16 protein-coding genes and 2 tRNA genes are annotated in these 23,965 nt (G+C 62.5%); 9 read left to right on the top strand and 9 right to left on the bottom strand.

The window, feature by feature from the left end; translation table 11 throughout:
• The first annotated feature begins 177 nt into the window (after positions 1-177).
• A complete protein-coding gene (locus PI93_RS14250) occupies positions 178-1,872 on the top strand; it encodes an NAD(P)H-hydrate dehydratase (RefSeq protein WP_080759028.1) in 1,695 nt (564 codons plus the stop codon).
• A 114-nt stretch (positions 1,873-1,986) separates the two neighbouring features.
• The gene (gene pgi / locus PI93_RS14245; protein ID WP_039365993.1) at positions 1,987-3,654 is read left to right on the top strand and encodes a glucose-6-phosphate isomerase; all 1,668 of its coding nucleotides are present in this window, start codon (positions 1,987-1,989) and stop codon (positions 3,652-3,654) included.
• 84 nt (positions 3,655-3,738) lie between these two features.
• Here pgi and PI93_RS14240 read toward each other — a convergent pair whose 3' ends face one another.
• Complete coding sequence (locus tag PI93_RS14240) at positions 3,739-4,431, bottom strand: ABC transporter ATP-binding protein (protein WP_039365994.1); 693 nt, start codon at positions 4,429-4,431, stop codon at positions 3,739-3,741.
• 52 nt (positions 4,432-4,483) lie between these two features.
• Between PI93_RS14240 and PI93_RS14235 the strand changes: the two genes are divergently transcribed.
• Positions 4,484-5,128, top strand: coding sequence for an arylesterase (locus tag PI93_RS14235; RefSeq protein WP_039365996.1), 645 nt, complete (start codon positions 4,484-4,486; stop codon positions 5,126-5,128).
• Positions 5,129-5,183: 55 nt separating this feature from the next.
• Here PI93_RS14235 and PI93_RS14230 read toward each other — a convergent pair whose 3' ends face one another.
• The 8 genes from PI93_RS14230 to tig form a co-directional block, all read right to left on the bottom strand.
• Positions 5,184-7,106, bottom strand: coding sequence for a SurA N-terminal domain-containing protein (locus PI93_RS14230; RefSeq protein WP_039365998.1), 1,923 nt, complete (start codon positions 7,104-7,106; stop codon positions 5,184-5,186).
• A gap of 81 nt (positions 7,107-7,187) precedes the next feature.
• Positions 7,188-7,264 (bottom strand) — tRNA-Asp (locus PI93_RS14225).
• 16 nt (positions 7,265-7,280) lie between these two features.
• Positions 7,281-7,356, bottom strand: a tRNA-Val gene (locus PI93_RS14220).
• Between the two features lie 56 nt (positions 7,357-7,412).
• Positions 7,413-7,685 (bottom strand): HU family DNA-binding protein, encoded by a 273-nt coding sequence (locus PI93_RS14215; protein ID WP_039366000.1) that lies wholly within the window; start codon positions 7,683-7,685, stop codon positions 7,413-7,415.
• Positions 7,686-7,983: 298 nt separating this feature from the next.
• The gene (gene lon, locus PI93_RS14210; RefSeq protein ID WP_039366227.1) at positions 7,984-10,404 is read right to left on the bottom strand and encodes an endopeptidase La; all 2,421 of its coding nucleotides are present in this window, start codon (positions 10,402-10,404) and stop codon (positions 7,984-7,986) included.
• A gap of 194 nt (positions 10,405-10,598) precedes the next feature.
• Positions 10,599-11,879: an ATP-dependent Clp protease ATP-binding subunit ClpX gene (gene clpX / locus PI93_RS14205; RefSeq protein WP_039366003.1), complete on the bottom strand. Its 1,281-nt coding sequence runs from the start codon at positions 11,877-11,879 to the stop codon at positions 10,599-10,601.
• Between the two features lie 236 nt (positions 11,880-12,115).
• Positions 12,116-12,769 carry an ATP-dependent Clp endopeptidase proteolytic subunit ClpP gene (gene clpP, locus PI93_RS14200; protein WP_080759029.1) on the bottom strand — a complete coding sequence of 218 codons (654 nt, stop codon included), beginning with the start codon at positions 12,767-12,769 and terminating at the stop codon, positions 12,116-12,118.
• Between the two features lie 126 nt (positions 12,770-12,895).
• Entirely contained in the window at positions 12,896-14,236 is a 1,341-nt protein-coding gene (gene tig / locus PI93_RS14195) for a trigger factor (RefSeq protein ID WP_039366006.1), read from the bottom strand.
• Positions 14,237-14,669: 433 nt separating this feature from the next.
• Between tig and PI93_RS14190 the strand changes: the two genes are divergently transcribed.
• From PI93_RS14190 to PI93_RS14165, 6 genes are all read left to right on the top strand, one after another.
• Positions 14,670-15,518, top strand: coding sequence for a TetR/AcrR family transcriptional regulator (locus tag PI93_RS14190; RefSeq protein ID WP_039366008.1), 849 nt, complete (start codon positions 14,670-14,672; stop codon positions 15,516-15,518).
• Positions 15,519-15,841: 323 nt separating this feature from the next.
• Positions 15,842-18,340, top strand: a complete 2,499-nt coding sequence (locus PI93_RS14185; protein WP_039366010.1) for an acyl-CoA dehydrogenase — start codon at positions 15,842-15,844, stop codon at positions 18,338-18,340.
• A gap of 46 nt (positions 18,341-18,386) precedes the next feature.
• The gene (locus PI93_RS14180; RefSeq protein ID WP_039366012.1) at positions 18,387-19,814 is read left to right on the top strand and encodes a 3-oxoacyl-ACP reductase; all 1,428 of its coding nucleotides are present in this window, start codon (positions 18,387-18,389) and stop codon (positions 19,812-19,814) included.
• Between the two features lie 2 nt (positions 19,815-19,816).
• Complete coding sequence (locus tag PI93_RS14175; RefSeq protein WP_052240396.1) at positions 19,817-20,800, top strand: MaoC/PaaZ C-terminal domain-containing protein; 984 nt, start codon at positions 19,817-19,819, stop codon at positions 20,798-20,800.
• The gene (locus tag PI93_RS14170) at positions 20,797-22,116 is read left to right on the top strand and encodes an acetyl-CoA C-acetyltransferase (RefSeq protein ID WP_052240397.1); all 1,320 of its coding nucleotides are present in this window, start codon (positions 20,797-20,799) and stop codon (positions 22,114-22,116) included. Before PI93_RS14175 ends, PI93_RS14170 begins: the two co-directional genes overlap by 4 nt.
• A 108-nt stretch (positions 22,117-22,224) precedes the next feature.
• A complete protein-coding gene (locus PI93_RS14165) occupies positions 22,225-23,964 on the top strand; it encodes an AMP-binding protein (protein ID WP_039366013.1) in 1,740 nt (579 codons plus the stop codon).
• Position 23,965: the final 1 nt, after the last annotated feature.

The raw sequence follows: 23,965 nt of genomic DNA, 5'->3' as shown, positions 1-23,965 counted from the left end.
CGGCAACCCGGCCGTCATGTGGGAGAAGACCGACACGGCATCGGGATTCACACCGGCAGGCAGAACCTCACGATGACGGCATAATCTCTCGATAAGCATGTAGCGCACATTAGGGCCGGCCAACGTCGCGGCACAATGCTGCGCTCGCTGCACTCGCTACCGGGAGCATTGCCTGCCATGTCCGATTCCCTGCGTGTCAACGTTCCTGCCATCACTGCCAGTCCGAGTCCGCTGGCGCGCCCCCCGGCGCTCTGCCCCGTCGCCAGCCTCGTGACGGCCTGCGCCACGGTGTCACTCGACCTGCACCTTCCCGGCACCCTGCGCGACGTCGAACGAGCCGCCGCCGCCACACTCCCTGCACATACATTGATGTCACGCGCCGGGGCTGCGGTCGCCGAATGGCTATACGCCCGCCTGCCCGCACTGGCGAGCGCCGGCCGCCAAGCGGTGTTGCTCCTTGCGGGTCCCGGCAACAACGGGGGCGACGCCTACGTTGCCGCGCGCGAATTACACCGGCGCGGTGTGCTCGTCGACGTCTGGCAACTCGCACCGCCCACCACCGACGACGCCCGCTGGGCACTCGCCGACGCGCTCGCCGCCGGCGTGCCGGTGCGCCCTGCCCCAGACACCTGGCCCGAGCCTTCGGCATACGCCTGGATCGTCGACGGCCTGTTCGGCATCGGCCTGTCGCGCCCGCTGGAAGGGGCCGCTGCCGCGCTGGTCGAGAACATCGCCTACGCCCATCGCCAAGGCACGCCTGTGCTCGCCATCGATATTCCCAGCGGATTGGCTGCGGCCACCGGCATTGCGGCAGGCAGCACCATTCGCGCGGACGTCACCATGGCGATGCTCGGCGCCTGCCCTGGGCTGTTCACCGGTAGCGGCCGCGACATCGCCGGAGACGTTCTCGTGGCGTCACTGGGCGCAGAGGAAGCGCTTGCCGCGACACGGGCAGCACTTCCCAACGACGCCCATATCGCAACGAGCGGGCCCGACGCGTTTCTCGCACAACTGCCGCAACGCCATCACGCCTCCCACAAGGGAAGCTACGGATCATTGGCGGTACTCGGTGGATATGACGGCATGGTCGGCGCGCCGCTGCTCTCGGCACGCTCAGGTCTGATGACGGGCGCAGGGCGCGTCTATGTGGGGTTCGTCGCACAGGAGGCACCCGCCTGGGACCCGGTGCATCCTGAACTGATGCTGCGTCATGCCGAAAATCTCGATCTTTCGACAATGCAGGCGGTGGCCATCGGCCCGGGACTCGGCACATCCGCCGCGTCCTCCGCGTGCCTGTCGCGCGCGCTTGCCCTCGACGACACGCCGCTCGTCATCGATGCCGATGCACTGAATCTGCTCGCCGCCGAGCCGTCGCTCGCAGAACGTGTGCGCCGCCGTGCCGGGCCGACGGTATTGACGCCGCATCCGCTCGAAGCCGCACGCCTGGCGGGCTGCGATGTGGCGCGCATTCAATCGGATCGACTGGCTTGCGCCCGCGCGCTCGCACGGCATTTCGGCGCGACCATCGTGCTCAAGGGGTCAGGCAGCGTCATCGACGACGGAACCCACACCTGGATCAACACGACGGGGAATGCCGGGCTCGCCACGGCTGGCACGGGCGACGTCCTCACCGGCGCCATCGGCGCGCTGCTGGCGCAGGGCATGCCCGCCACGCAGGCGGCACTGGCCGCCGTCTGGCTGCATGGTCGGGCGGCCGAGCGTTGCGTGTGCGCAGGGGCCGGGCCTGCCGGACTGACGGCCTCTGAACTTTTGCCCGCCATACGCGCCGAACTGACAGATCTGCTGACCGAAGCGACGCGTGCGACGCCATTCGTTCGCCCCCCTTACGGGTCACGCGCCGATCCCACCTGAAATGCCTGGCACTGTGGCTGTGCGAAGGCAACAAGGCCGCCCACCGCTGCATTTCAGCGCGATTGCCCCGCGACTCCCGTTATACTTCGCTTTATCGAAATGTCTCTATCGCACATGCCGTACAAGCCATCCGCGCCTTCCGCTCGTCTGGATCAACTCCCCGCCTGGCGTACCCTGCTCACGCATCGCGACGATATCGCCGCCCAGCACATGCGCGACTGGTTCTCCGGGGCCGGCGCCAACGCTCGTGTCGAACAATTCTCACTGCATGCGGCCGGCCTGTATCTCGACTACTCGAAGAATCGCATTACGGAGAAAACGCGCACGTTGCTCACGCTTCTCGCGCGTGAATGCGACCTTCCGGCCAAACGCGACGCCATGTGGGCCGGCAAGCATGTCAACGTCACGGAAAACCGCGCAGCGCTGCACGTTGCACTGCGTGCGCCGAAAGGCATGGCCTTTCGCGACGCGACGAGCGATGTCAGCAGCGGCATTCTCGAAACACTCGCGCGCATGCGTGCGTTCAGCGAACGTGTGCGCGACGGACGCTGGGTCGGCGCGACCGGCAAGCGCATCAGGCATCTGATCAACGTGGGCATTGGCGGTTCGGATCTCGGGCCGCGCATGGTGTGCGACGCACTCGCCGTCTATGGTCGCGAGGATTTGAGCGCGCACTTTATCGCCAACATCGACCCGACCGAACTGGCGCGTATGCTGCCTACGCTCGATCCGGAGACTACGCTCGTCGTCGTTTGCTCGAAGACGTTCACCACGCTGGAGACCATGACCAACGCGAACACCATTCGCGCATGGTTCGTCGCGAACGGCATTCCGGATGGCGAACTCGGCAAGCATTTCGTCGCTGTGTCGACGAACGCCGAAAAAGCCATGAGGTTCGGCATTCGCCGTGAGAACGTGTTCGAATTCGGCGAATGGGTTGGCGGCCGGTATTCGCTCTGGTCGTCGATCGGCCTCATCATCATGCTGTATCTGGGGGCTCAGCATTTCGATGCCCTGCTCGCGGGTGCGCATGCGATGGACGAACACTTCCGCAGTGCGCCACTCGAAGCCAACATGCCGGTGCTGCTCGGTTTGATCGGCATCTGGTATCGGAATTTCTTCGATGCGCAGACACTCTCCATCGCCCCGTACACCGACGCCCTCCAGAAGCTGCCGCCGTATCTCCAGCAACTGGACATGGAGAGCAACGGCAAGTCGGTGCAGGTCGACGGAGCACCTGTCGGATGGCAAACTGCGCCGATCATCTGGGGCGAACCCGGCACGAACGGGCAGCACGCCTATTTCCAGATGCTGCATCAAGGCACCACACTCGTACCGGTAGATTTCATCGCCGTGCTCGAACCGCAGTACGACGCGCCGGCTTATCTCAACCACCACCGCAAGCTGCTCGCCAACTGCTTTGCGCAGAGCGAAGCGCTGTTGCAGGGCGGCTCGATGGCGACGACCGAGCAAGCGGGCGGTCCGTTGGCCGCGCAACGCCATTTCGATGGCAACCGACCGAGCAATACGCTGGTCATCGACAAGCTGTCGCCTGAACGGTTGGGGGCGCTGATCGCGCTCTATGAACACAAGGTGTTCGTGCAGGCCGCCATCTGGAACATCAATCCGTTCGATCAATGGGGTGTGGAGCTGGGCAAGACATTATGCCGGGCAATTGAACCTGAACTTGCCGATCCCGATTCGCTCAAGCCGGGCGCGCACGACGCCTCGACGACCTCGCTGATTCGCATGGCGGGTGAAGCACTGAAAGCGAAGGACTGACGCCCTCGGCGCCCTCACTGCGCCGCCGCTGACTGCGGCGGCCGCCATCCTCGAACGGGGCGGACTCGCCCCGCTTCGTCACCGTCAAACAGTCGCGCCGTTCACCAGCCGACCGCCTGCGAGTTGCACCGTCGCGTCGCAACGTTGCGCAATCGCCAGATCGTGCGTCACCAGCACCAGCGTCGCGCCGCTCGCCTCGTTGAGCGAGAACATCAGATCGATGACGCGCTCACCGGTGGCCGTGTCCAGACTGCCCGTGGGCTCATCGGCGAACAGCACCACCGGCTCCGTGACAAAGGCACGTGCCAGCGCCACGCGCTGCTGCTCGCCGCCCGAGAGTTGTTTGGGATAATGCGTCAGGCGCGACCCCAGCCCCACCTGCTCGAGCAGTTTGACGGCACGATTGCGCACCTCGCGTGTCTCACCCAACAATTCGAGCGGCAGCATGACGTTCTCGAGCGCAGTCAAATGCGGCATGAGTTGAAACGACTGGAAGACGAAGCCGACAGCACCGCGTCGCAGCGCTGCACGGCCTTCCTCGTCAAGCTCGCCGAGCGACTTGCCCAGCAACGTGATAGCACCATCGGTCGCAGTGTCGAGTCCCGCCATCAGGCCAAGCAACGTCGACTTTCCGGACCCCGATGCCCCGACGATGGCCACGCTCTGGCCCTTCGCGACGGAGAAATCGATATCCTGCAAAATGACTAGCTCACCGGTCGCGTCACGCAACCGTTTGCCCAGCCCCCGCACCTCAATTACGTTTTCGGAAAACGACATGGCAAGAAGAGAGTTCTTGAAATTGGCCGCCTCAGTCCTCGTGGGCTGGGGCATGCTGTCAGGGACCGCGGCAAACGCGGCAAGTTCGGGCGCACCGACGATTTTGGTCGTCGGCGACAGCCTTTCTGCGGAATATGGCATCGCGCGGGGCGCCGGCTGGGTCAATCTGATGCAGCAGACAATCACGCAAAACGGTTTCGATTATAACGTCGTGAACGCCAGCATCAGTGGTGACACAACAAGCGGTGGACGGGCTCGTCTGGCGTCATTGCTGGAGCGCTATCATCCCGCCATCACGATTCTCGAACTGGGCGGCAACGATGCACTGCGCGGCATTCCGCTGGATCTGACACGTCAAAACCTGCTTGAGATGATCGCTGCCGCACGCAAGTCGGGTAGCCGGGTCGTCGTTGTCGGCATGCGCATCCCGCCCAACTACGGCCCGGATTACAGCGAACAGTTCTTCAACATGTTCTCCACCGTGGCCAAGCAGGAAAAGACCGCCTATGTGCCCTTCCTGCTGGCAGGCGTCATCGAGCACCAGGACTGGTTCCAGCAAGACCAGATTCACCCGCTGGCAAAAGCCCATCCACAAATCTTGCAGAACGTCTGGCCGACGGTAAAACCGTTGCTCAAACCCGCCGGCAAACCTCCCGCCAAAGCGGCGGACTCCCGGACGCCAAAATCCGGCGCATAAAAAAACGCGGCCAATTGGCCGCGTTTCTCTTTCCGCTCGTAGTTCGGTGACCCGATTACGAACCTGCCTTCGTGACGTCGTTCACGACCTTGACCTTCGAGCGTGCCCGCAGATCCCCCAACCAGGCATTCCACTCGGCCTGAGCGGCCAGTTGGTTGAGTTGCTGCGCTTCGGCCGCGAGACGCTGTGCATCTTGCTCCGCCGGCTGCGTCACCTTGCTGATGCGATACACCGCATAGCCCTGACCTTCGCCCAGCGCCACGCCGACGTATGCCGGCAGCTTGGTCGTGTCAGCACCGAAGATCGCGGTCAGCGCCGTGGCCGACAGCTTGCCCGGGTTATCACGCGAAACGGTCTGAGCAGCACCGAAAGCCGCGTCGCCCCCCTTCTTCAGCGCGTCAAGCTTGGCTTCACCGGCTTTCTTGGCTTCCTGATCCGCCAGATCGGCTACCGCCTTCTCCTTGACCTGCGCTTCGATCTGCGCGAGCGGAGGCGTTGCGGCGGGGTGGTAGTTCACCACGTGAGCCGACACGAGCACACCCTGCCCCACATCCACGGCTTCGGTGTTGCGCTTGTTCTTGAGTGCCTCGTCGCCGAACACTGCCTTGAGCAACTTCTCGTTACCCAAGGGGCTCTGGGCTTGCGACGGATCCGGCGTGCGCGTGACCTTCGCCGACAGCACCTTCAGATTCAGCTTGTCGGCCACCGGCTGCAGGCTGTCGGGTTGCTCATACACTGCGTTGGTGAACTGATCCGCCAGCTTGGCATACGCCTTCGCCGAAGCTTGCTGGCGATACTGATCGGCCAGTTGCCCCTTCACCTCATCGAACGACTTGGTCTGCTGCGGCTTGATACCGGTCAGCTTGATGATGTGATAACCGAAATCGCTCTTGACGACATCGCTCACGTCGCCGTCAGCCTTGAGGGCAAACGTGGCATCGGCAAACGGCTTGACCATCGCATCGCGCGCAAAGAAGCCGAGGTCGCCCCCGTTCGCCTTCGAGCCCGGATCTTCCGAGTTCTCGCTGGCCAGCTTGGCAAAGTCGTTCGGGTTCTTCTTGATCTGTGCGAGCAGTGCTTCCGCCTTGGCCTTCGCCTTCGCATGATCGGCCGGCGACGCATCGGCTGGCGAAGCGATCAGGATGTGCGACGCACGACGCTCTTCCTGCGTCGTGTATTGCTTCAGATTGTCGTTGTACATCTTGCGCAGCACGTCATCGCTCGCAGGCGTTTCCGCCGCAGCCGGCATGGCTTTCGGGTCGAGCACCACGTACTGGATTTCGGCCGACTCCGGCGTCTGGAACGCAGCCTTGTGCGCATCGTAGTACGCCTGAATCTGCTGCGGCGTCGGCACCACCTTGCCTGCGAAATCCGAGACCGGGAAATTCAACACCGACACGTCACGCTGTTGCGCGCGCAGTTGCGCGAAGCGATCGAGCACTGCCTTCGGCAGCATGGCGCTCGCCTGTACGCTCGCAGGCAGTTGATTCGATGCCAGTTCGAAGCGGATTTGCGCTTCGAGTCGCTGCGGCGTGAGGTTCTGCGCAGCGAGCAATTGTTCGTACTTGGCCTGATCGATCGAGCCGTCCGGACGACGCATTTGCGCAATAGCGGGAATGGCGAGGAGCGCGTCGCGCACCTGGGCATCCGGCACCGACAGATTCTTTTTGAGGGTTTCTTGCAGCAGCAGCTTCTGCTGGATCAGGTTGTCGAGCACAGCACCACGCATTTCCGGGGTGTTGATCTGGCTCGCATCGACTGCGCCACCGAACATTTGTTGCATGCGCTCGGTCTGCGAACGGAGCACGCTGTCGTATTCCTGACGTGTCACGGTCTGATCGCCGACCTTGGCAATCGTGCTGGCATCCGCGGCGTATTCTTGCAAGCCATGAACGCCGAACACCACGAATGACGGGACGATCAGCACCGTCAGGAAGATGAGGACCAAGCGTTGATGACGGCGGATGAAGTCGAACATACGAAATCGGAAAAGTCGTCTAGAGCGTCTTAGGACGTCATATGGCAAAAAAGGCGAACCGAAGTTCGCCTTTTCACAATTTGGCGGAGCGGACGGGGCTCGAACCCGCGACCCCCGGCGTGACAGGCCGGTATTCTAACCAACTGAACTACCGCTCCCCAAGATATCTGGAACTGGTGGGTGCTGAGGGGCTCGAACCCCCGACCTACGCCTTGTAAGGGCGCCGCTCTACCAACTGAGCTAAGCACCCGTTCCCGATTCAAGTGTTGTTCTTGCTACTGCTCCCTGCCGAAGCAGGAAAGCTCGTTAGTTTAACGTATCTTTCAAACCTTTGCCAGGGCGAAATTTCGGAACCTTTGCTGCCTTGATCTTGATCTCGCCGCCAGTGCGCGGATTCCGCCCGATGCGCGCCGCTCGCTTGGCCACGAGGAACGTGCCAAAGCCGACAAGCGTTACGGAATCTCCCTTCTTCAGCGCTTTCTTTACTGCACCCACCAATGCTTCAAGTGCTCGACCGGCGGCAGCTTTCGAGATGTCTGCCTCACCCGCGATATGATCGATCAGTTCCGTCTTATTCACTGTAACCCCCTTGCAAGGATAGTAGGCGATTGAGCCGCGGAGGCGCTCTTTGCGCGCCTTGACATTGATCTGCGAGGTCCGCTGGCTTTGCCATTAGACAAGCCGCAAACCCTGATGTCAAGCCGTTTTGCGCCCTTTTGGCTGCATAGGAAGCACTCCTGAATCTGCGCATTCCGGTCGCTATTTTCGATTACTTTGCGTGAATAAAAAAAGCCCGGGGAAAACCCCGAGCTTTTTGCCCATTTTCGATCCGGTGGGCGGCTACACAAATGCCGTCACGCCGGACGAAAAACGAGAATCAGTGCTTGATGACTTCTTGCTTGCCACTGGCATCCGTATTCGGCGTGACAGGGGCAGCTTTCGCCTCGTCTTCCGGAATCGGCACCGGCGCATGCTCCAACGCCAGCTCAAGCACCTTGTCGATCCAGCGCACCGGCACGATCTCCAGCGCGTTCTTGACCGTATCTGGAATCTCGGCGAGATCCTTCACGTTCTCTTCCGGAATCAACACGAGCTTGATGCCACCGCGATGCGCTGCAAGCAGCTTCTCCTTGAGACCGCCGATCGGCAGCACTTCACCGCGCAGCGTGATCTCACCAGTCATCGCCACATCCGCACGCACCGGAATACCGGTGAGCACCGAGACGAGCGCCGTCGTCATCGCGATACCGGCAGACGGACCGTCCTTCGGCGTCGCGCCCTCCGGCACGTGGATGTGAATATCCTTCTTCTCGAATTGCTCGTCCGTCACACCGAGGCGACGGGCGCGCGAACGCACCACCGAACGTGCAGCTTCGACCGACTCCTTCATCACGTCGCCGAGCGAACCCGTGCGAATGATATTGCCCTTGCCCGGCATCAGCGCGGCTTCGATGGTCAGCAGATCGCCGCCCACCTCCGTCCACGCCAGACCCGTGACCTGACCGATCTGGTTTTCCTTCATGGCCAGACCGAAGTCGAACTTGCGCACACCCAGGAAGTTGTCGAGATTGCTCGCGTCGACCTTGATGGACGAACCATCGACCTTCTTGAGCAACAACATCTTCACGACCTTGCGGCAGATCTTCGAGATCTCGCGCTCGAGCGAACGTACACCGGCTTCGCGCGTGTAGTAGCGAATGATGTCGCGGATTGCGGCTTCCGTGAGATCGATCTCGCCTTCCTTCAACCCGTTGTTTTTCTTCTGCTTCGGCAGCAGATAACGCTGGGCGATGTTGACCTTCTCGTCTTCCGTGTAGCCCGACAGGCGAATCACTTCCATACGGTCGAGCAACGGCGCCGGAATGTTCAGCGAGTTCGAGGTCGCCACGAACATCACATCCGACAGGTCGAAGTCGACTTCGACGTAGTGATCCGAGAACGTGTGGTTCTGCTCGGGATCAAGCACTTCGAGCAGCGCCGAACTCGGATCGCCCCGGAAGTCCATGCCCATCTTGTCCACTTCGTCGAGCAGGAACAGCGGATTGCGCACCGCGACCTTCGACAGGCTCTGCAGAATCTTGCCCGGCATCGACCCGATGTACGTGCGACGGTGACCGCGAATCTCGGCCTCGTCACGCACGCCGCCCAACGCCATGCGCACGAACTTGCGGTTCGTTGCACGCGCGATCGACTGACCGAGCGAGGTCTTGCCTACGCCGGGGGGCCCGACCAGGCACAGGATCGGCGCCTTGACCTTGTCCACGCGCTGTTGCACGGCAAGATACTCAAGAATGCGTTCCTTGACCTTCTCGAGACCGAAGTGGTCCTCGTCGAGCACCTTCTCAGCGTTCGACAGGTCGTTGTTCACCTTGCTCTTCTTGCGCCACGGCAGACCGACCAGCGTGTCGATGTAGTTACGCACAACCGTCGCTTCGGCGGACATCGGCGACATCAGCTTGAGCTTCTTGAGTTCGGCGTCGGCCTTCTTCTTGGCTTCCTTCGGCAGGTGCGCAGCCTTGATACGCTTCTCGAGTTCCTCGAGATCGGCGCCTTCTTCGCCTTCGCCCAATTCCTTCTGGATGGCCTTGACCTGTTCGTTCAGGTAGTACTCGCGCTGGCTCTTTTCCATCTGGCGCTTTACGCGGCCACGGATGCGCTTTTCCACCTGAAGAATGTCGATCTCGCTCTCGAGTTGCGCGAGCAGATGCTCGAGGCGCTCGATGACCGGGAACATCTCCAGAATCTTCTGCTTCTGCTCGAGCTTGAGCGGCAGGTGCGCGGCGATGGTATCCGCAAGACGACCGGCCTCGTCGATGCCCGACAACGACGTCAGGATCTCGGGCGGGATCTTCTTGTTGAGCTTCACGTACTGATCGAACTGCGCCACGATCGCACGACGCAGGGCCTCGGATTCCGGCGAATTGCCATCGTCCGGCTCGAGCGGCATGACTTCCGACGTGAACTGGGTTTCTTCCTCATCCACACTCAGGGTGCGGGCGCGTTGAATCCCTTCCACCAGCACCTTCACGGTGCCGTCGGGCAGTTTGAGCATTTGCAGGATGTTGGCCACGCACCCGATCTCGTAGAGATCCTTGGACGTGGGCTCATCCTTGGCCGCTGCTTTTTGCGCGACCAGCATGATGTGCTTGCCGCCTTCCATGGCGGTTTCAAGCGCTTTAATCGATTTCGGACGCCCCACGAAAAGGGGAATCACCATGTGCGGAAACACGACCACGTCGCGCAAAGGCAACAGGGGCAGTTGAATCGCTTCGGGCGGGAGGATTTGGGTGCCTGACATCTCGTTCCCCATATTTAACGATACCGTTGTGTTCCAGCTAATTGAGGCCGCCGGCGTGAATTACAAGAGGGACGAAGGGCCCTTTCGCCGACAAGTTGCACCACTCGGGGTTTCATTGCCCGTGGCAGTAGTATGAAGGAAAAAAAGCCGCCCATGTTTCCATGAACGGCTTCGGGTGGCACTGAGTTGACCGTTCAATTGGAGCCGGCAACCTTGGGCGACTCCTGGTAGATCAAAAGCGGTTTTCCGTCGCCGCTGATCGCGTTCTCGTCCAGGATCACCTTGGTAACGCCCTTGAGCGACGGCAGCTCGTACATGACCTCGAGCAGTGCCTGTTCGATGATCGAACGCAGGCCGCGCGCGCCGGTCTTGCGCTTGATGGCCTTGCGAGCCACCGCGTGCAGCGCTGCCGGACGAATTTCCAGCTCCACCCCTTCCATCAGGAACAGACGCTGGTATTGCTTGACCAGTGCGTTCTTCGGCTCGATGAGGATCGTGACCAGCACGTCTTCATCAAGCTTACCCAACGTGGCAACCACCGGCAGACGGCCAATCAGTTCCGGAATCAGACCGAACTTGATCAAATCTTCCGGCTCGACGTCACGCAGCAACTCGCCCGCGTCACGCTCTTCACCCGTCTTGACCGTCGCGCCGAAGCCGATACCCGTCTTCTCGGTGCGGTTCATGATGATCTTCTCGAGACCATCGAACGCGCCGCCGCAGATGAACAGGATATTCGTCGTATCAACCTGGATGAAATCCTGGTTCGGATGCTTGCGACCGCCTTGCGGCGGCACCGACGCCATCGTGCCTTCCACCAGTTTGAGCAGTGCCTGCTGCACGCCTTCGCCCGACACGTCGCGCGTAATCGACGGATTGTCCGACTTGCGGCTGATCTTGTCGATTTCGTCGATATATACAATGCCCTTCTGCGCCTGCTCGATCTCGTAATTGCAGTTCTGCAGCAGCTTTTGAATGATATTTTCGACGTCTTCCCCCACGTAACCGGCTTCGGTCAGCGTGGTGGCGTCGGCAATCACGAAGGGCACGTTGAGCAAACGCGCGAGCGTCTGCGCGAGCAGCGTCTTGCCCGAGCCGGTCGGCCCGATCAGCAGGATGTTGCTCTTGGAAAGTTCAACCTCGTCGCGCTTGTCGCCGAGGTGCTTCAATCGCTTGTAATGGTTATAGACCGCCACTGCCAGAATCTTCTTGGCGCGGTCCTGACCGATCACATATTGATCGAGACTCTCGCGAATTTCCTGCGGCGATGGCAAATCGGACTTGCCGCCACTGCCGCTCTCGTCTTCGGCCGCTGCGGCCTCGTCGCGAATAATCTCGTTGCACAGATCAATGCACTCGTCGCAGATGAACACGGACGGCCCTGCGATGAGCTTCTTGACCTCGTGCTGACTCTTTCCGCAGAAGGAGCAGTAGAGCAGCTTTTCGCCGTTGGAAGTGCTTTTTTTATCCACCATATCTGTGTCAGCCTGCTAGCAATTTGCGCCCCGGTCGTCCCCCGTCGGGGGCGGCAAACGCGGCATACATGAATCCCATTGTAACGCCATGCCGCGCGAGCGTGTGGCCCACCCGCGACAACCCTAAATTCCCTTTTACGACAAAGACTTGGCGCGATCACCCGGCCTTTCGAGACGACAACACCCGATGCCGCGCCAGCCTTTTTGCGCTCAGGCGCCCAGATTTGGAGATCGAATCAGGGACGCTTTTCGAGCACGAGATCGATCAACCCATACTCGACGGCATCGGCCGCCGACTTGAAGTTGTCTCGATCGGTGTCGCGCGCAATAGTCTCGATCGGCTGGCCGGTGTTAATGGAGAGCAGATGATTCAAGCGCTCCTTGAGCAAAAGGATTTCCCGGGCGTGAATCTCGATATCCGACGCCTGGCCGCGGGCGCCGCCCAGCGGTTGGTGAATCATGATGCGCGCGTTCGGCAGCGCGAAACGCTTGCCCTTCTCACCAGCAGCCAGCAGGAATGCACCCATGCTTGCCGCCATGCCGAGGCACAGCGTCGAGACCGGCGGCTTGACGAACTTCATCGTGTCGTAAATCGCCAGGCCCGCCGAGACGGAACCGCCCGGCGAGTTGATGTACATCGAGATTTCCTTGTCCGGATTTTCGCTCTCGAGGAACAGCAATTGGGCGACGACGAGGTTGGCGCTCTGGTCGTTGACCTCGCCCACCAGGAAAATGATGCGCTCCTTGAGGAGTCGCGAGTAGATATCGTAAGCGCGCTCGCCACGACCACTTTGCTCGACGACCATCGGCACGAGGCCGAGGCCTTGCGTTTCGAGAGCGGAGTTGTGTGTCTGGGAGGCGAGTTGGGCGAGCAATTCGGAACGGGTAATCATATCGGTTCGACCCTTCTATCGAGATGGTTTTGCGCGCCGCAGGGAGGAGGCCCGGAGGCCATTTGGAAAAGAACCGCCACGGCCTTGCGGCCGCGGCGGTTCAGTCGGTCATGTCGCGTTCGATCAGGACTGCGTGTTGCCAGCCAGCTCTTCGAAGCTGACTTGCTTGTCGGTCACCTTGGCCTTACCCAGGACGAACTCGACAACGTTGTTCTCGACGACGAAACCTTCCATTTCCGCCATGCGCTGCTGATCGCCATAGTACCAGCGGACGACTTCTTGCGGGTCTTCGTAGCTCTTCGCGAACTCTTCGACTTCGGCCTTGATTTGCTCCGGCTTGGCTTGCAGGTCGTTCTGCTTGACCAGCTCAGCCAGAATCAGGCCCAGCTTCACGCGCCGCTCAGCTTGTTCCTTGAACATTTCGGCCGGGATCGGCACGTTGCCGGCGTTCGGCACGCCACGCTGTGCGAGATCCTGACGGGCCATCGCCACCAGACGCTCCTGATCCTGAGCAATCAGCGCGTTCGGCACTTCCAGCTCTGCCACGGAGATCAGTGCATTCATCACTTGATCCTTGAGCAGGGCTTGCGTGCGACGCTTCACTTCGCGCGAGAGGTTTTCCTTGATGTCGGCGCGCATCTTTTCGATGCTGCCGTCGGCGATGCCGAGCGACTTGGCGAACTCGCCGTCGACTTCCGGCAGGTGCGCCCACTCGACCTTCTTGAGCGTGACGGTGAACGTGGCGGTCTTACCCGCGACTTCCTTGCCGTGGTACTCGTCCGGGAACTTGAGTTCGAATTCCTTCGACTCGCCGACCTTCAGACCCAGCGTTGCCTTTTCGAACTCCGGCAGCATGCGGCCTTCGCCCAGCACGAAGACGAAATCTTCGGCGCTACCACCAGCGAACACTTCGCCATCGATCTTGCCGACGAAGTCGACCGTCACGCGGTCGCCGTCCTTGGCTTCCACCGTGCCGCCGTCGCCATGCGCACCCGCTTCGCCACGCACGTGATAGTGCACGCGTTGCTTGCGCAGGATGTCGATGGTGCGATCGATCTCGGCTTCCGAGACGTCGGTCGTGGTGCGGCTGACTTCAGCAGCGCTCAGATCGCCAATCTTGACTTCCGGATAGATCTCGAACGTGGCGTCGAATGCGTATTCGGTGTCGGCAGCGTCGGCCTTCGGCGCGAAGCGCGGCTGACCGGCCACACGCAGGTCCTGTTCCTTGCTGATTTCGAAGAATTGCTGGCCAACCTTGTCGCTCACGACTTCGGCTTCGACCTGACCACCGTATTGCTGGGTGACCATCTTCAGGGGCACCTTGCCCGGACGGAAGCCCGGCATACGAACCGTCTTCGACAGTTTCTGAATACGAGCCGCGACTTCTTTTTCGACTTCCTGCTTGGGCAGGGCGATGGTAAAGCGACGCTCGAGCTTGCCGAGGTTTTCAACAGCGATAGTCATGAGGATATTCGTCCATCCAGAGGGTCGTTCTGTGTTGTGGCGAGGGAATGCCACAAGCGGACCCAGTCAGTTAATCAACCTTGGGCCGGAACCAGCGATACGACGCTGGCTTCCCTCCGCCCCCGACAAATCGGGGTAGCCCCAAAACGGTTTTGCACACAAAGCGGGACATTTTAGCAAACTATTGCACCGCCTCCAGACTTTCCGGCCGGAAATCAGGGAAATCGGACGATTTCACCTTCGCGCTCCTTCCAGCGTCGGTCGCCGCGGCAGCCGCGCCCCTATTGACCGGAACAATGCTTTAGAGGGCGCCATCCACAAAAAGATCTTGGGAGACGTGCATTGACGTTCTAGGATTCAATCGAACGTTTGAATGAAACATAAGTTCATTGAAGCGACGTAGCGTAGTGCTGCGTCTTACCGGAGGTTCGTCGTGAGCCCACGCCTCTCGGCCGGCCGACAAGCTGGCGATACCAAACTGCGCATCCTCGATGCCGCAGAAGATCTTTTTATCGAATACGGCTACGAAGCCATGTCCCTGCGCCAGATTACGTCGCGCGCAGAGGTCAATCTGGCGGCCGTCAACTATCACTTCGGAAGCAAGGAAACCCTGCTTCAGGCGATGCTCTCGCGCCGGCTCGACCGGCTCAACGAGGAGCGCCTCGCGCTATTGACCCGCGCCGAAGACGTTTGGCCGTCTCCACAGCTAACGTGTGAACACGTGCTCGGGGCAATGTTCATCCCTGCCCTGGCCATTTCGCACCATCGCGATATTGGCGGCCCGGCGTTTCTGCGGCTGCTCGGGCGTGTCTACGCCGATCCGTCGCCATTCATCCGCGACTATCTGCAACTGCACTATGCACCGGTATTCGAGCGTTTCTTCGAAGCCTTTGCACGCGCGCTGCCCGAGTTACCGCGTCAGGAACTGGGCTGGCGGCTGCACTTCGCCCTGCAAGCGTTGTCCGGCGTGCTGGCGAGCAGCGATACCACGCGGCTGATCGACACCTTTGCACAAGGCCAACCCATGGGCGACCTGCAAGTTGTCGCGAGACTTACGGCATTGATGGTGGCAGCACTCAAGGCGCCGATGCCCGGAGAGGAACAACTGGCAAGCTTCGCTGCGGTCTTCGCGCTGGCAAAAGACGCCGACATCACACCGCCACGCGAGGCGGGGCATGTCGCGGATCAACCCGGCCTCGCATCGCCAGTGGATGGCGCCGGCCCGGCATCCACCGGATCCACCGCATCGACCGATAAGGGCCACACGTTCGCAAACGCCTGAGTCGGGTCACGCACCACCGTCGCGGACAAGCATTTCCGAAGGCGCCGCAGGGCGCGCGACCGGCGCTGCGGCTACGACAACGCCTTTTGCAGCAAGCCATCGCGATTTCGACGTATCGCTCGAATTCCCGGTGCACCAACGTGTAATCGAACGATCCAACCATAACGCCGTCGCCGGTGCGAAGCGGGCGCAATGCCAGCGGACAGCGGCAGACGGCACGAAGACAACAGCCCCCCCAACGATTGCCCGGCATGACGTATTGCCATCACAGGCGTGCGTCGCCGCCACGGCGGGGAAGCTGAACCGAAAGGGAGGAGAAAATGATGGCCGTATGGATTCTCGCGTTTGTCGTGGGCGTGTCTGCCCTGCTTTTCTATCGCGCACATGCCTGGCAGTGGCTCGTCGCCACGGTGCTGTGGGTCGGTGCCGGCGCAATGGCAGGTCTCACGGGGACGGTTGCCACGGTGGTGCTCGCGATCGTGTTCGTGTTGCCGGCCCTGGTGCTGAGCATTAGCCCATTGCGGCGGGCGTGGGTCACCGCGCCCATGCTGGCGAAGTTCCGAACGATCATGCCGGAGATGTCGGATACGGAGAAAGACGCCATCGAAGCCGGCACCGTCTGGTGGGATGCCGATCTGTTCTCCGGCCGCCCCGACTGGCAGAAATTCATGGCGCTGCCCGCGCCTGCCCTGTCTGCCGAAGAGCAGGCCTTCATGGCCAACGAGGTCGAGCATTTGTGCGACCTGTCCAACGATTGGGAAAGCACGCAGGTCTGGCAAGATCTGCCGCCCAAGGCGTGGCAATACGCCAAGGACGCGGGGTTTCTCGGCATGATCATCCCCAAGCGCTACGGGGGGCTGGAATTCTCAGCCTATGCGCATTCGCAAGTCGTGATGAAACTGGCGTCGCGCTGCTCTGCGGCCGCCGTGTCGGTCATGGTGCCAAATTCGCTCGGCCCGGCCGAGTTGCTGTTGCACTACGGCACCGAGGCGCAAAAAGACTATTACCTGCCGCGACTGGCAAAGGGCGAAGAGATCCCCTGCTTCGCGCTCACCAGCCCCTACGCGGGCTCTGACGCCGCCGCCATCCCCGACGTCGGCATCGTGTGCCGCGGCATCCATGAAGGCCGCGAAACGCTGGGCTTTCGCGTGACATGGAACAAGCGCTACATCACCCTCGGCCCGATCGCGACCGTGCTCGGCCTCGCATTCCGCGCACTCGATCCCGATCATCTGCTGGGCGACGACAGCGAACCCGGCATCACTTGCGCACTCATCCCCACGAACCATCCGGGCGTGGTCATCGGCCGCCGTCACTGGCCGCTGAACGCCGTTTTCCAGAATGGCCCCAATTCCGGCAAGGACGTTTTCATCCCACTGGACTGGGTCATCGGGGGTCAGGCGCAAGTCGGCAAGGGCTGGCGGATGTTGATGGAGTGTCTCGCCGCGGGTCGCGCGATCTCGCTGCCCTCGTCGAACGTCGGTTACTCGAAGATCGCGGTGAGGGCAACGGGTGCCTACGCTGCGGTGCGCCGGCAGTTCCGCACGCCGATCGGCAAGTTCGAAGGCGTACAGGAAGCACTCGCACGCATGGCCGGCAATCTGTACGCCATGGACGCGGCACGCCGCATGGCAGCGCTCGCTGTCGACCTCGGCGAGAAACCCTCGGTGATCTCGGCCATCGCGAAGTACCACGTCACCGAACGCGCGCGCAAAGTGGTGAACGACGGCATGGATGTCGTGGCGGGCAAAGGCATCTGCATGGGCCCGAACAACTTCCTCGCCCGTGCCTACCAGCAGATTCCCGTCTCGATTACCGTCGAGGGCGCGAACATCATGACGCGCTGTCTGATGATCTTCGGTCAGGGCGCGATCCGCTGCCATCCTTATGTGCTGAAAGAACTTGCCGCCGCGCAAATGGCAGATCACACCGCGGCCGTGCGCGCCTTCGACGACGCCCTCTTCGGTCACCTGACGTTCGTGACGAGCAATATCGTGCGTGGCGCGTTGCAGGGTATCACGCATGCGCGGTTCTCCGCCGTGCCGTCAAACGCCGCGCCCGAGTTGCATACCTACTACCGCGCTGCGAATCGCATGTCGACGCTTCTCGCCATCGCATCCGACGTATCGATGGCCGTCCTCGGCGGCTCGCTCAAGCGTCGCGAGAGCATCACAGGCCGGCTGGGCGACATCCTTTCGCAGCTGTTCCTGCTCACGGCAACGCTCAAGCGCTTCGAAGACGAAGGCCGCCCCGAAGCCGATCTGCCGCTGGTGCATTGGGCCGCGCAAGACGCGCTCTGGCAGGCACGCGAAGCGTTCGAAGGCGTGCTGGCAAACTATCCCTCGCGCGCGGTTGCCTGGTGGATGCACTGGAAGCTCGCACCGTTCGGCCTGCCTTATGCCAAGCCCTCCGACGCGCTGGCCGCACGCGTCGCCGAAGTGATGCAAACGCCGGGCGACGCCCGCGAGCGCCTGATTGCCGGCAGCTACTCGCCGCGCGTCGAAATCGACGGACTTGCCTATGGCGAAATCGTCTTCCAGATGACGCCACAGGTGAATGCCATCGAGCAGCGCCTGCGCACGGCGATCAAGGAAGGCCGTCTACCGGCCATGCCGCAAAGCCTGCCCGAATTTACCGAGTGGGTGGACCACGCAGCGAAGCTGCAACTGGTGAGCGCCGATGCGCGTCAGGTACTGACCCAGTACGCCGATTACGCCGCCCGTGCGGTTGCCGTCGACGACTTCCCTGCCGACTTCGGACGCCTGACCGACATGCAACATGCCCAGCAACAGGAAGCTGCCGACGAAACGCTCACCTCGTGAGCCGGTCCGTCTGCGCCCGCCCCATCACTCTGAGGATCTACGCGCCGTGACGACGTCCGACCGATACCTGACCTTCGCAAACTCCGCCGTGGGCAGCCGTCTGGCCAATGCGCTGGGGTTGCCGCGCCCTGTACCGCTCGAGCGCATGCCGCCCTTCGGCGACACCGAAGCGCATACCATTCCCGCGCCGCTCGCCGTCGTGGGTGGCGCCGGCGAGGCCCCGCTGCTGCCCGGCCTCGCGCGCGAACTGCACTGGCTCGGCGTTCCCAGTCTGGCGCACTCGGAACGACTCGACTGGATCTCCTATGCCAACAAGGCGGGCACGATGAGCGGGCGCTTCAATCCGAACGAAGGGGTGCGTCCCAAGGCCCTGCTGTTCGACGCCAGCGCCATCGCCAGCACCGACGAACTGAGCGCGCTTTACACGTTCTTCCACGACACCCTCGCCACGCTGGATCGATGCGCACGGGTGCTCGTGCTGGGCTTGCCGCCAACGATGGCAGCGACACCGCAAGCCAGCGTTGCGCAACGCGCGCTCGAGGGCTTCGTGCGCTCGCTTGCCAAGGAACTCAAACGTGGTGCCACAGCCCAGTTGCTTTACGTCGCGCCGCACGCCCGCGAAGCGTTGCACTCCACATTGCGCTTCTTCCTCTCGCCACGCGCCGCCTATGTCAGCGGGCAGGCCGTGACCTTGCAAGACCCCGTCTTCGAAACGCCGCCAATGCGCGATCAGCGTCCGCTCGCAGGCCAGGTTGCCGTCGTGACGGGCGCGGCGCGCGGCATCGGCGAGGCCATAGCGACCGTGTTGGCACGCGACGGCGCCCACGTCGTATGCGTCGATATTCCGGCGGCACAGGCCCCGCTCGAAGCGGTCGCCGCACGTCTTGACGGCAGCGCCCTGACATGCGACATCGCTGCCCCGGAGGCCGGCGCCACACTGCTCGCGCATCTGGCAACGCATGCGCCACGCGGCCTCGACATCCTTGTCCATAACGCTGGCATCACCCGCGACAAGACCCTCGTGCGGATGAGCGAGGCGCAATGGCAGAGCGTGCTCGACATCAACGTCGGGGCCCCGCAACGTCTGAACGCCGCACTGCTCGATGCCGGCGTGTTGCGCGCCGGCAGCCGGATTGTCGGCGTGGCGTCGATCAGCGGCATCGCTGGCAACCGCGGGCAGACGAACTATGCCGCGTCGAAGGCCGCCGTGATCGGCATGGTCGAAGCGTGGTCGCCGGTGCTCGCCGAGCGCCACATCAGCATCAACGCCGTCGCGCCCGGCTTCATTGAAACGCAGATGACAGCCGCCGTGCCGTTCGCCATTCGCGAAGCGGGACGCCGCATGAACTCGCTGGGTCAGGGCGGCCAGCCGGTCGACGTGGCCGAGGCCATCGCGTGGCTTGCTCACCCTGCATCGGGCGCACTGACCGGACAGGTCGTGCGCGTCTGCGGCCAGAGCCTGCTGGGAGCGTGACGATGCCCAATGACCGTCCCCGCGACCCGCCTGAGCATGCGTTGTCCTCGTCGGCGACAGGACACGTCGCCACAGAGGTCACCCATCTCCCCTCGCCGCTCACGCTGTATCTTCGCGCGCTGATGTCGGCTCGCAAGCCGGCGCGGGCGCAAACTTTGCCGCCGCTGGCGTTTGCGCGTCGGAACGTCGTGCTCGACGCGAGCGATATCGCTCGCTATGCCCGCTTGTGTGGCTTTGCCAATGGCAGTCACACTCACGAAGCGCGCGCCCCTCATGGTGTCCCGCCCACATGGCCGCACCTGCTCGCCTTCCCGTTGCATATGCTGCTGATGACAGACCGCGCGTTTCCGTTCGCCATGCTCGGCATGGTGCATCTGGCAAATCGCATCCGCACGCACGCGGCACTCGTGGCAGGGGATCGGCTTGACATCGACGTGCGTTGCGGCGCGCTGTACGCGCACGACAAAGGACAGGTCTTCACCGTGCTGACGACCGCCCGCCGCGACGGCGACGTCGTGTGGTCAGGGGAAAGCCTGTACCTGCGCACCGGCATTCGTGATGCGCTTGGCGCCCCCTATCGCGCCGAGTTAAGCGCGAATCCGTCGCTCGTGCAGACTGCCGCATGGCAAGTGCCCGGCGACCTCGGTCGTCAGTACGCGCGTATTTCCGGCGACTACAACCCCATTCATCTTTGGCCCTTCACGGCGAGGTGGTTCGGCTTCCCCCGACCGATCATTCACGGCATGTGGAGCTTCGCCCGCACGCTCGCCGCGGTTCTGCCCGCCGACGCACAGCACCTCGACCTTCTCGTGGAATTCAAGACACCGCTGGTGCTGCCCGGCAGCGCCACTCTCTGGTGCGATCCCTACGACAGTGGGTTCGAACTGCGCGACGCCGCAGGCACCGTGCCGCACCTGCGCGGGCGTTGGCAAGCCGCGCCGATCCCGTCGTCTTCCATCAACACGTTCGCTACGGACCCGTCATGAGCGCCTTCAAACCTACAGCACCGGCCCCGGCCCTGCGTCGCGTCGCCATTCTCGGCGGCAACCGCATCCCGTTCGCGCGCTCGAACACGGCTTACGCCACCGCCTCGAATCAAGACATGCTGACGGCGTCGATCCAGGGCCTGGTCGATCGTTTCGAGTTGCACGGCCAGCGGCTTGGCGAGGTTGCCGCGGGCGCCGTCCTCAAACACGCCCGCGACTTCAACCTCACGCGCGAATCCGTGCTATCGACCACGCTCGCCCCGCAAACACCGGCTTACGATGTGCAGCAAGCGTGCGGCACGGGCCTGGAGACAGCGATCCTCACCGGCAACAAGATCGCGCTGGGTCAGATCGAGGTCGCGATCGCTGGGGGTGTCGACACCGCGTCGGACGCCCCTATCGGCGTGAACGAAAAGCTGCGCAAGATCCTGCTCGAAGCGAATCGACAGCGCAGCACCGGCGGCAAGCTCGGCGCGCTCGCCAAGGTGAGGCCCGGCATGTTGTTCAGCCCGGCATTGCCGCGCAATGGTGAGCCGCGCACAGGCCTGTCGATGGGCGAGCATTGCGAACTGATGGCCAAACGATGGCAGATTGAACGGGCCGCGCAAGATGAACTCACGCTGGCAAGCCATCAGCATCTGGCCGCCGCGTATGAGCGCGGCTTCTTCCTCGATCTGATGACGCCGTTTCGTGGCCTGCAACGCGATAACAACCTGCGCGCCGACGTCACGCTCGAGAAACTCGCCAGCCTCAAGCCGGTGTTCGATCGCAGCGCCACCGGCACCCTGACGGCGGGCAACTCGACACCGCTCACCGACGGCGCCTCTTGTGTGTTGCTCGCCAGCGAAGACTGGGCGCACGCGCACAACGTGCCGGTGCTCGCGTATCTGACTTACTCGCAAACGGCCGCCGTCGATTTCTTCAACCCTGACGAGACGCAGCGCGAAGGGTTGCTCATGGCACCCGCCTACGCGGTGCCGCGCATGCTGGCGCAGGCCGGACTCACGTTGCAGGACTTCGATTTCTACGAGATTCACGAGGCTTTCGCCGCACAGGTGCTTTGCACGCTCAAGGCGTGGGAAGACCCGGAATATTGCCGCGACAAGCTCGGACTGGCCGCCCCCTTGGGCAGCATCGACCGGCAGCGGTTGAATGTGACCGGCAGTTCGCTCGCTTGCGGTCACCCGTTCGCCGCAACCGGCGGGCGCATTCTCGCCACCCTCGCCAAGCTGCTGAACGAGCGCGGTGGCGGGCGTGGCCTCATCTCGATTTGCGCGGCCGGTGGACAAGGCGTCGTCGCAATGCTGGAGCGCTAGCACAACCTAAGGAGCCAGCGAAACAGGGGCAGCCGGAACCACGGCCCCGCGCACGATCGCGAGTTGCCAACAGAGCGACCCGTCGGCTGCGGAGACCCGTGCACAAGCATGGAGACAACGATGGATCAAGCGGTTCAGCAGGAACGTGTCTGGCTCGACGCCTACCCCCCGGGGGTGCCCGCCGACATCGATGTGACGCGTTACTCGTCGCTCGTGCAGGCTTTCGACGAATGGATCGAAAAATATCGTGATCGGGTTGCGTTTGTGAGTCTCGGAAGCGAGATCACCTATGCCGAGGTCGCGCGTCAGGCCCATGCATTCGCTGCGTGGCTACAAGCCCAGGGCGTGAAGCAAGGTGAGCGTGTCGCGCTCATGATGCCCAATTGCTTCCAGTATCCGATTTGCCTTTTCGGCACGCTCATCGCGGGTGCCGTGGTCGTCAACGTCAATCCGCTGTACACCGTTCGCGAGTTGAAACACCAGCTACAGGACAGCGGTGCGCACACCATCGTGGTCTTCGAGAACTTCGCCAGAACGGTACAGGATGCGATTCCCGGCACCGGCGTTCGCAACGTCCTCCTTACCCAGATCGGCGACCTGCTCGCTCCGGGCGCCAACATCAAGGGACGCATCGTCAACTTCCTCATGCGGCACGTGGCCAAGCAGGTGCCGCCTTACGCACTACCGCAGGCGGTACCGCTGCGGCAGGCGCTTGCCGACGGGGCGAAGCATACGCCCACGCCAGTGCCCCTCACGCGCGACGACCTCGCCTTCCTCCAATACACGGGAGGCACCACCGGCGTCGCCAAGGGCGCCATGCTCTCGCACGGTAACGTGCTGGCCAATCTGCTCCAGACAGAGGCATGGGCCGCCGATCAGCTCGACGGCGATATCGAGGTGAATCTGTCGTTGCTGCCGATGTATCACATCCTCTCGCTCACGGTGAACTGCCTGGTGTTCATGAGTCTTGGCGGGCGCAACATCCTGATTGCGAATCCGCGCGATGTGAAGAAGGTCGTCTACATCATCCGCAACGAAACGTTCACTGGCGTCACCGGGGTGAACACGCTGTTCAACGGTCTGCTTGAGAACGCCGATTTCTGCGCGCGCGACTTCTCGCGATTGAAGCTGTCGCTCGCGGGCGGCATGGCAACACAACGCGCCATCGCCGATCGTTGGAAGCAAGTGACAGGCAAGCCGATCATCGAGGGCTACGGCCTGACGGAGTGCTCGCCCATCGTCACGATGAACCCGGTCGACCTTGCGCACATGGACGACGTCGATTTCACCGGCTCCGTCGGCCTGCCGGCCCCCTCCACCGATGTGCGTTTCAAACGCGACGATGGCACATGGGCCGAACTGGGCGAGCCGGGCGAGTTGTGCGTGCGCGGGCCGCAGGTCATGCGCGGCTACTGGCAGCGTCCGGAAGACACGGCGAAGACATTCGACGCCGACGGCTGGCTGATGACCGGCGACATCGGTGTGATGGATGAGCGCGGATTCGTTCGCCTCATCGATCGGAAGAAGGACATGATTCTCGTGTCGGGCTTCAACGTCTACCCGAACGAAATCGAGGACGTTGTCATGCTGCACCCGGGGGTGCGTGAAGCGGCGGTGGTCGGCGTGCCCGATCCGGTCGCCGGCGAGCGCGTGAAGCTCGTGGTCGTGGCGAAAGACCCGGCGTTGAACGCGGAGGCAATGCTCGCGCACTGCCGCCAGCATCTGACCGCCTACAAGGTGCCGCGCATCGTCGAGTTTCGTCAGGGCGAGTTACCCAAGACCACCGTCGGCAAGATCCTGCGGCGCGAACTTCGCGAGCCGGTGGCCTCGGCTCAGGGAGACAAATAAC

The organism is Pandoraea fibrosis (assembly GCF_000807775.2).
GTDB lineage: Bacteria > Pseudomonadota > Gammaproteobacteria > Burkholderiales > Burkholderiaceae > Pandoraea > Pandoraea fibrosis.
Note: the sequence above shows the minus strand (reverse complement) of the source record. Positions and strands in the feature narration are given on the sequence as shown.

Excerpts from the sequence above, each read along its gene's own strand:
- PI93_RS14175 (WP_052240396.1), top strand. The coding sequence starts at position 19,817 with ATGCCCAATGACCGTCCCCGCGACCCGCCTGAGCATGCGTTGTCCTCG.
- lon (WP_039366227.1), bottom strand. The coding sequence starts at position 10,404 with ATGTCAGGCACCCAAATCCTCCCGCCCGAAGCGATTCAACTGCCCCTG.
- PI93_RS14170 (WP_052240397.1), top strand. The coding sequence starts at position 20,797 with ATGAGCGCCTTCAAACCTACAGCACCGGCCCCGGCCCTGCGTCGCGTC.
- PI93_RS14235 (WP_039365996.1), top strand. The coding sequence starts at position 4,484 with ATGCTGTCAGGGACCGCGGCAAACGCGGCAAGTTCGGGCGCACCGACG.
- PI93_RS14250 (WP_080759028.1), top strand. The coding sequence starts at position 178 with ATGTCCGATTCCCTGCGTGTCAACGTTCCTGCCATCACTGCCAGTCCG.
- tig (WP_039366006.1), bottom strand. The coding sequence starts at position 14,236 with ATGACTATCGCTGTTGAAAACCTCGGCAAGCTCGAGCGTCGCTTTACC.
- clpX (WP_039366003.1), bottom strand. The coding sequence starts at position 11,879 with ATGGTGGATAAAAAAAGCACTTCCAACGGCGAAAAGCTGCTCTACTGC.
- PI93_RS14230 (WP_039365998.1), bottom strand. The coding sequence starts at position 7,106 with ATGTTCGACTTCATCCGCCGTCATCAACGCTTGGTCCTCATCTTCCTG.
- PI93_RS14185 (WP_039366010.1), top strand. The coding sequence starts at position 15,842 with ATGGCCGTATGGATTCTCGCGTTTGTCGTGGGCGTGTCTGCCCTGCTT.
- PI93_RS14165 (WP_039366013.1), top strand. The coding sequence starts at position 22,225 with ATGGAGACAACGATGGATCAAGCGGTTCAGCAGGAACGTGTCTGGCTC.
- PI93_RS14240 (WP_039365994.1), bottom strand. The coding sequence starts at position 4,431 with ATGTCGTTTTCCGAAAACGTAATTGAGGTGCGGGGGCTGGGCAAACGG.
- pgi (WP_039365993.1), top strand. The coding sequence starts at position 1,987 with ATGCCGTACAAGCCATCCGCGCCTTCCGCTCGTCTGGATCAACTCCCC.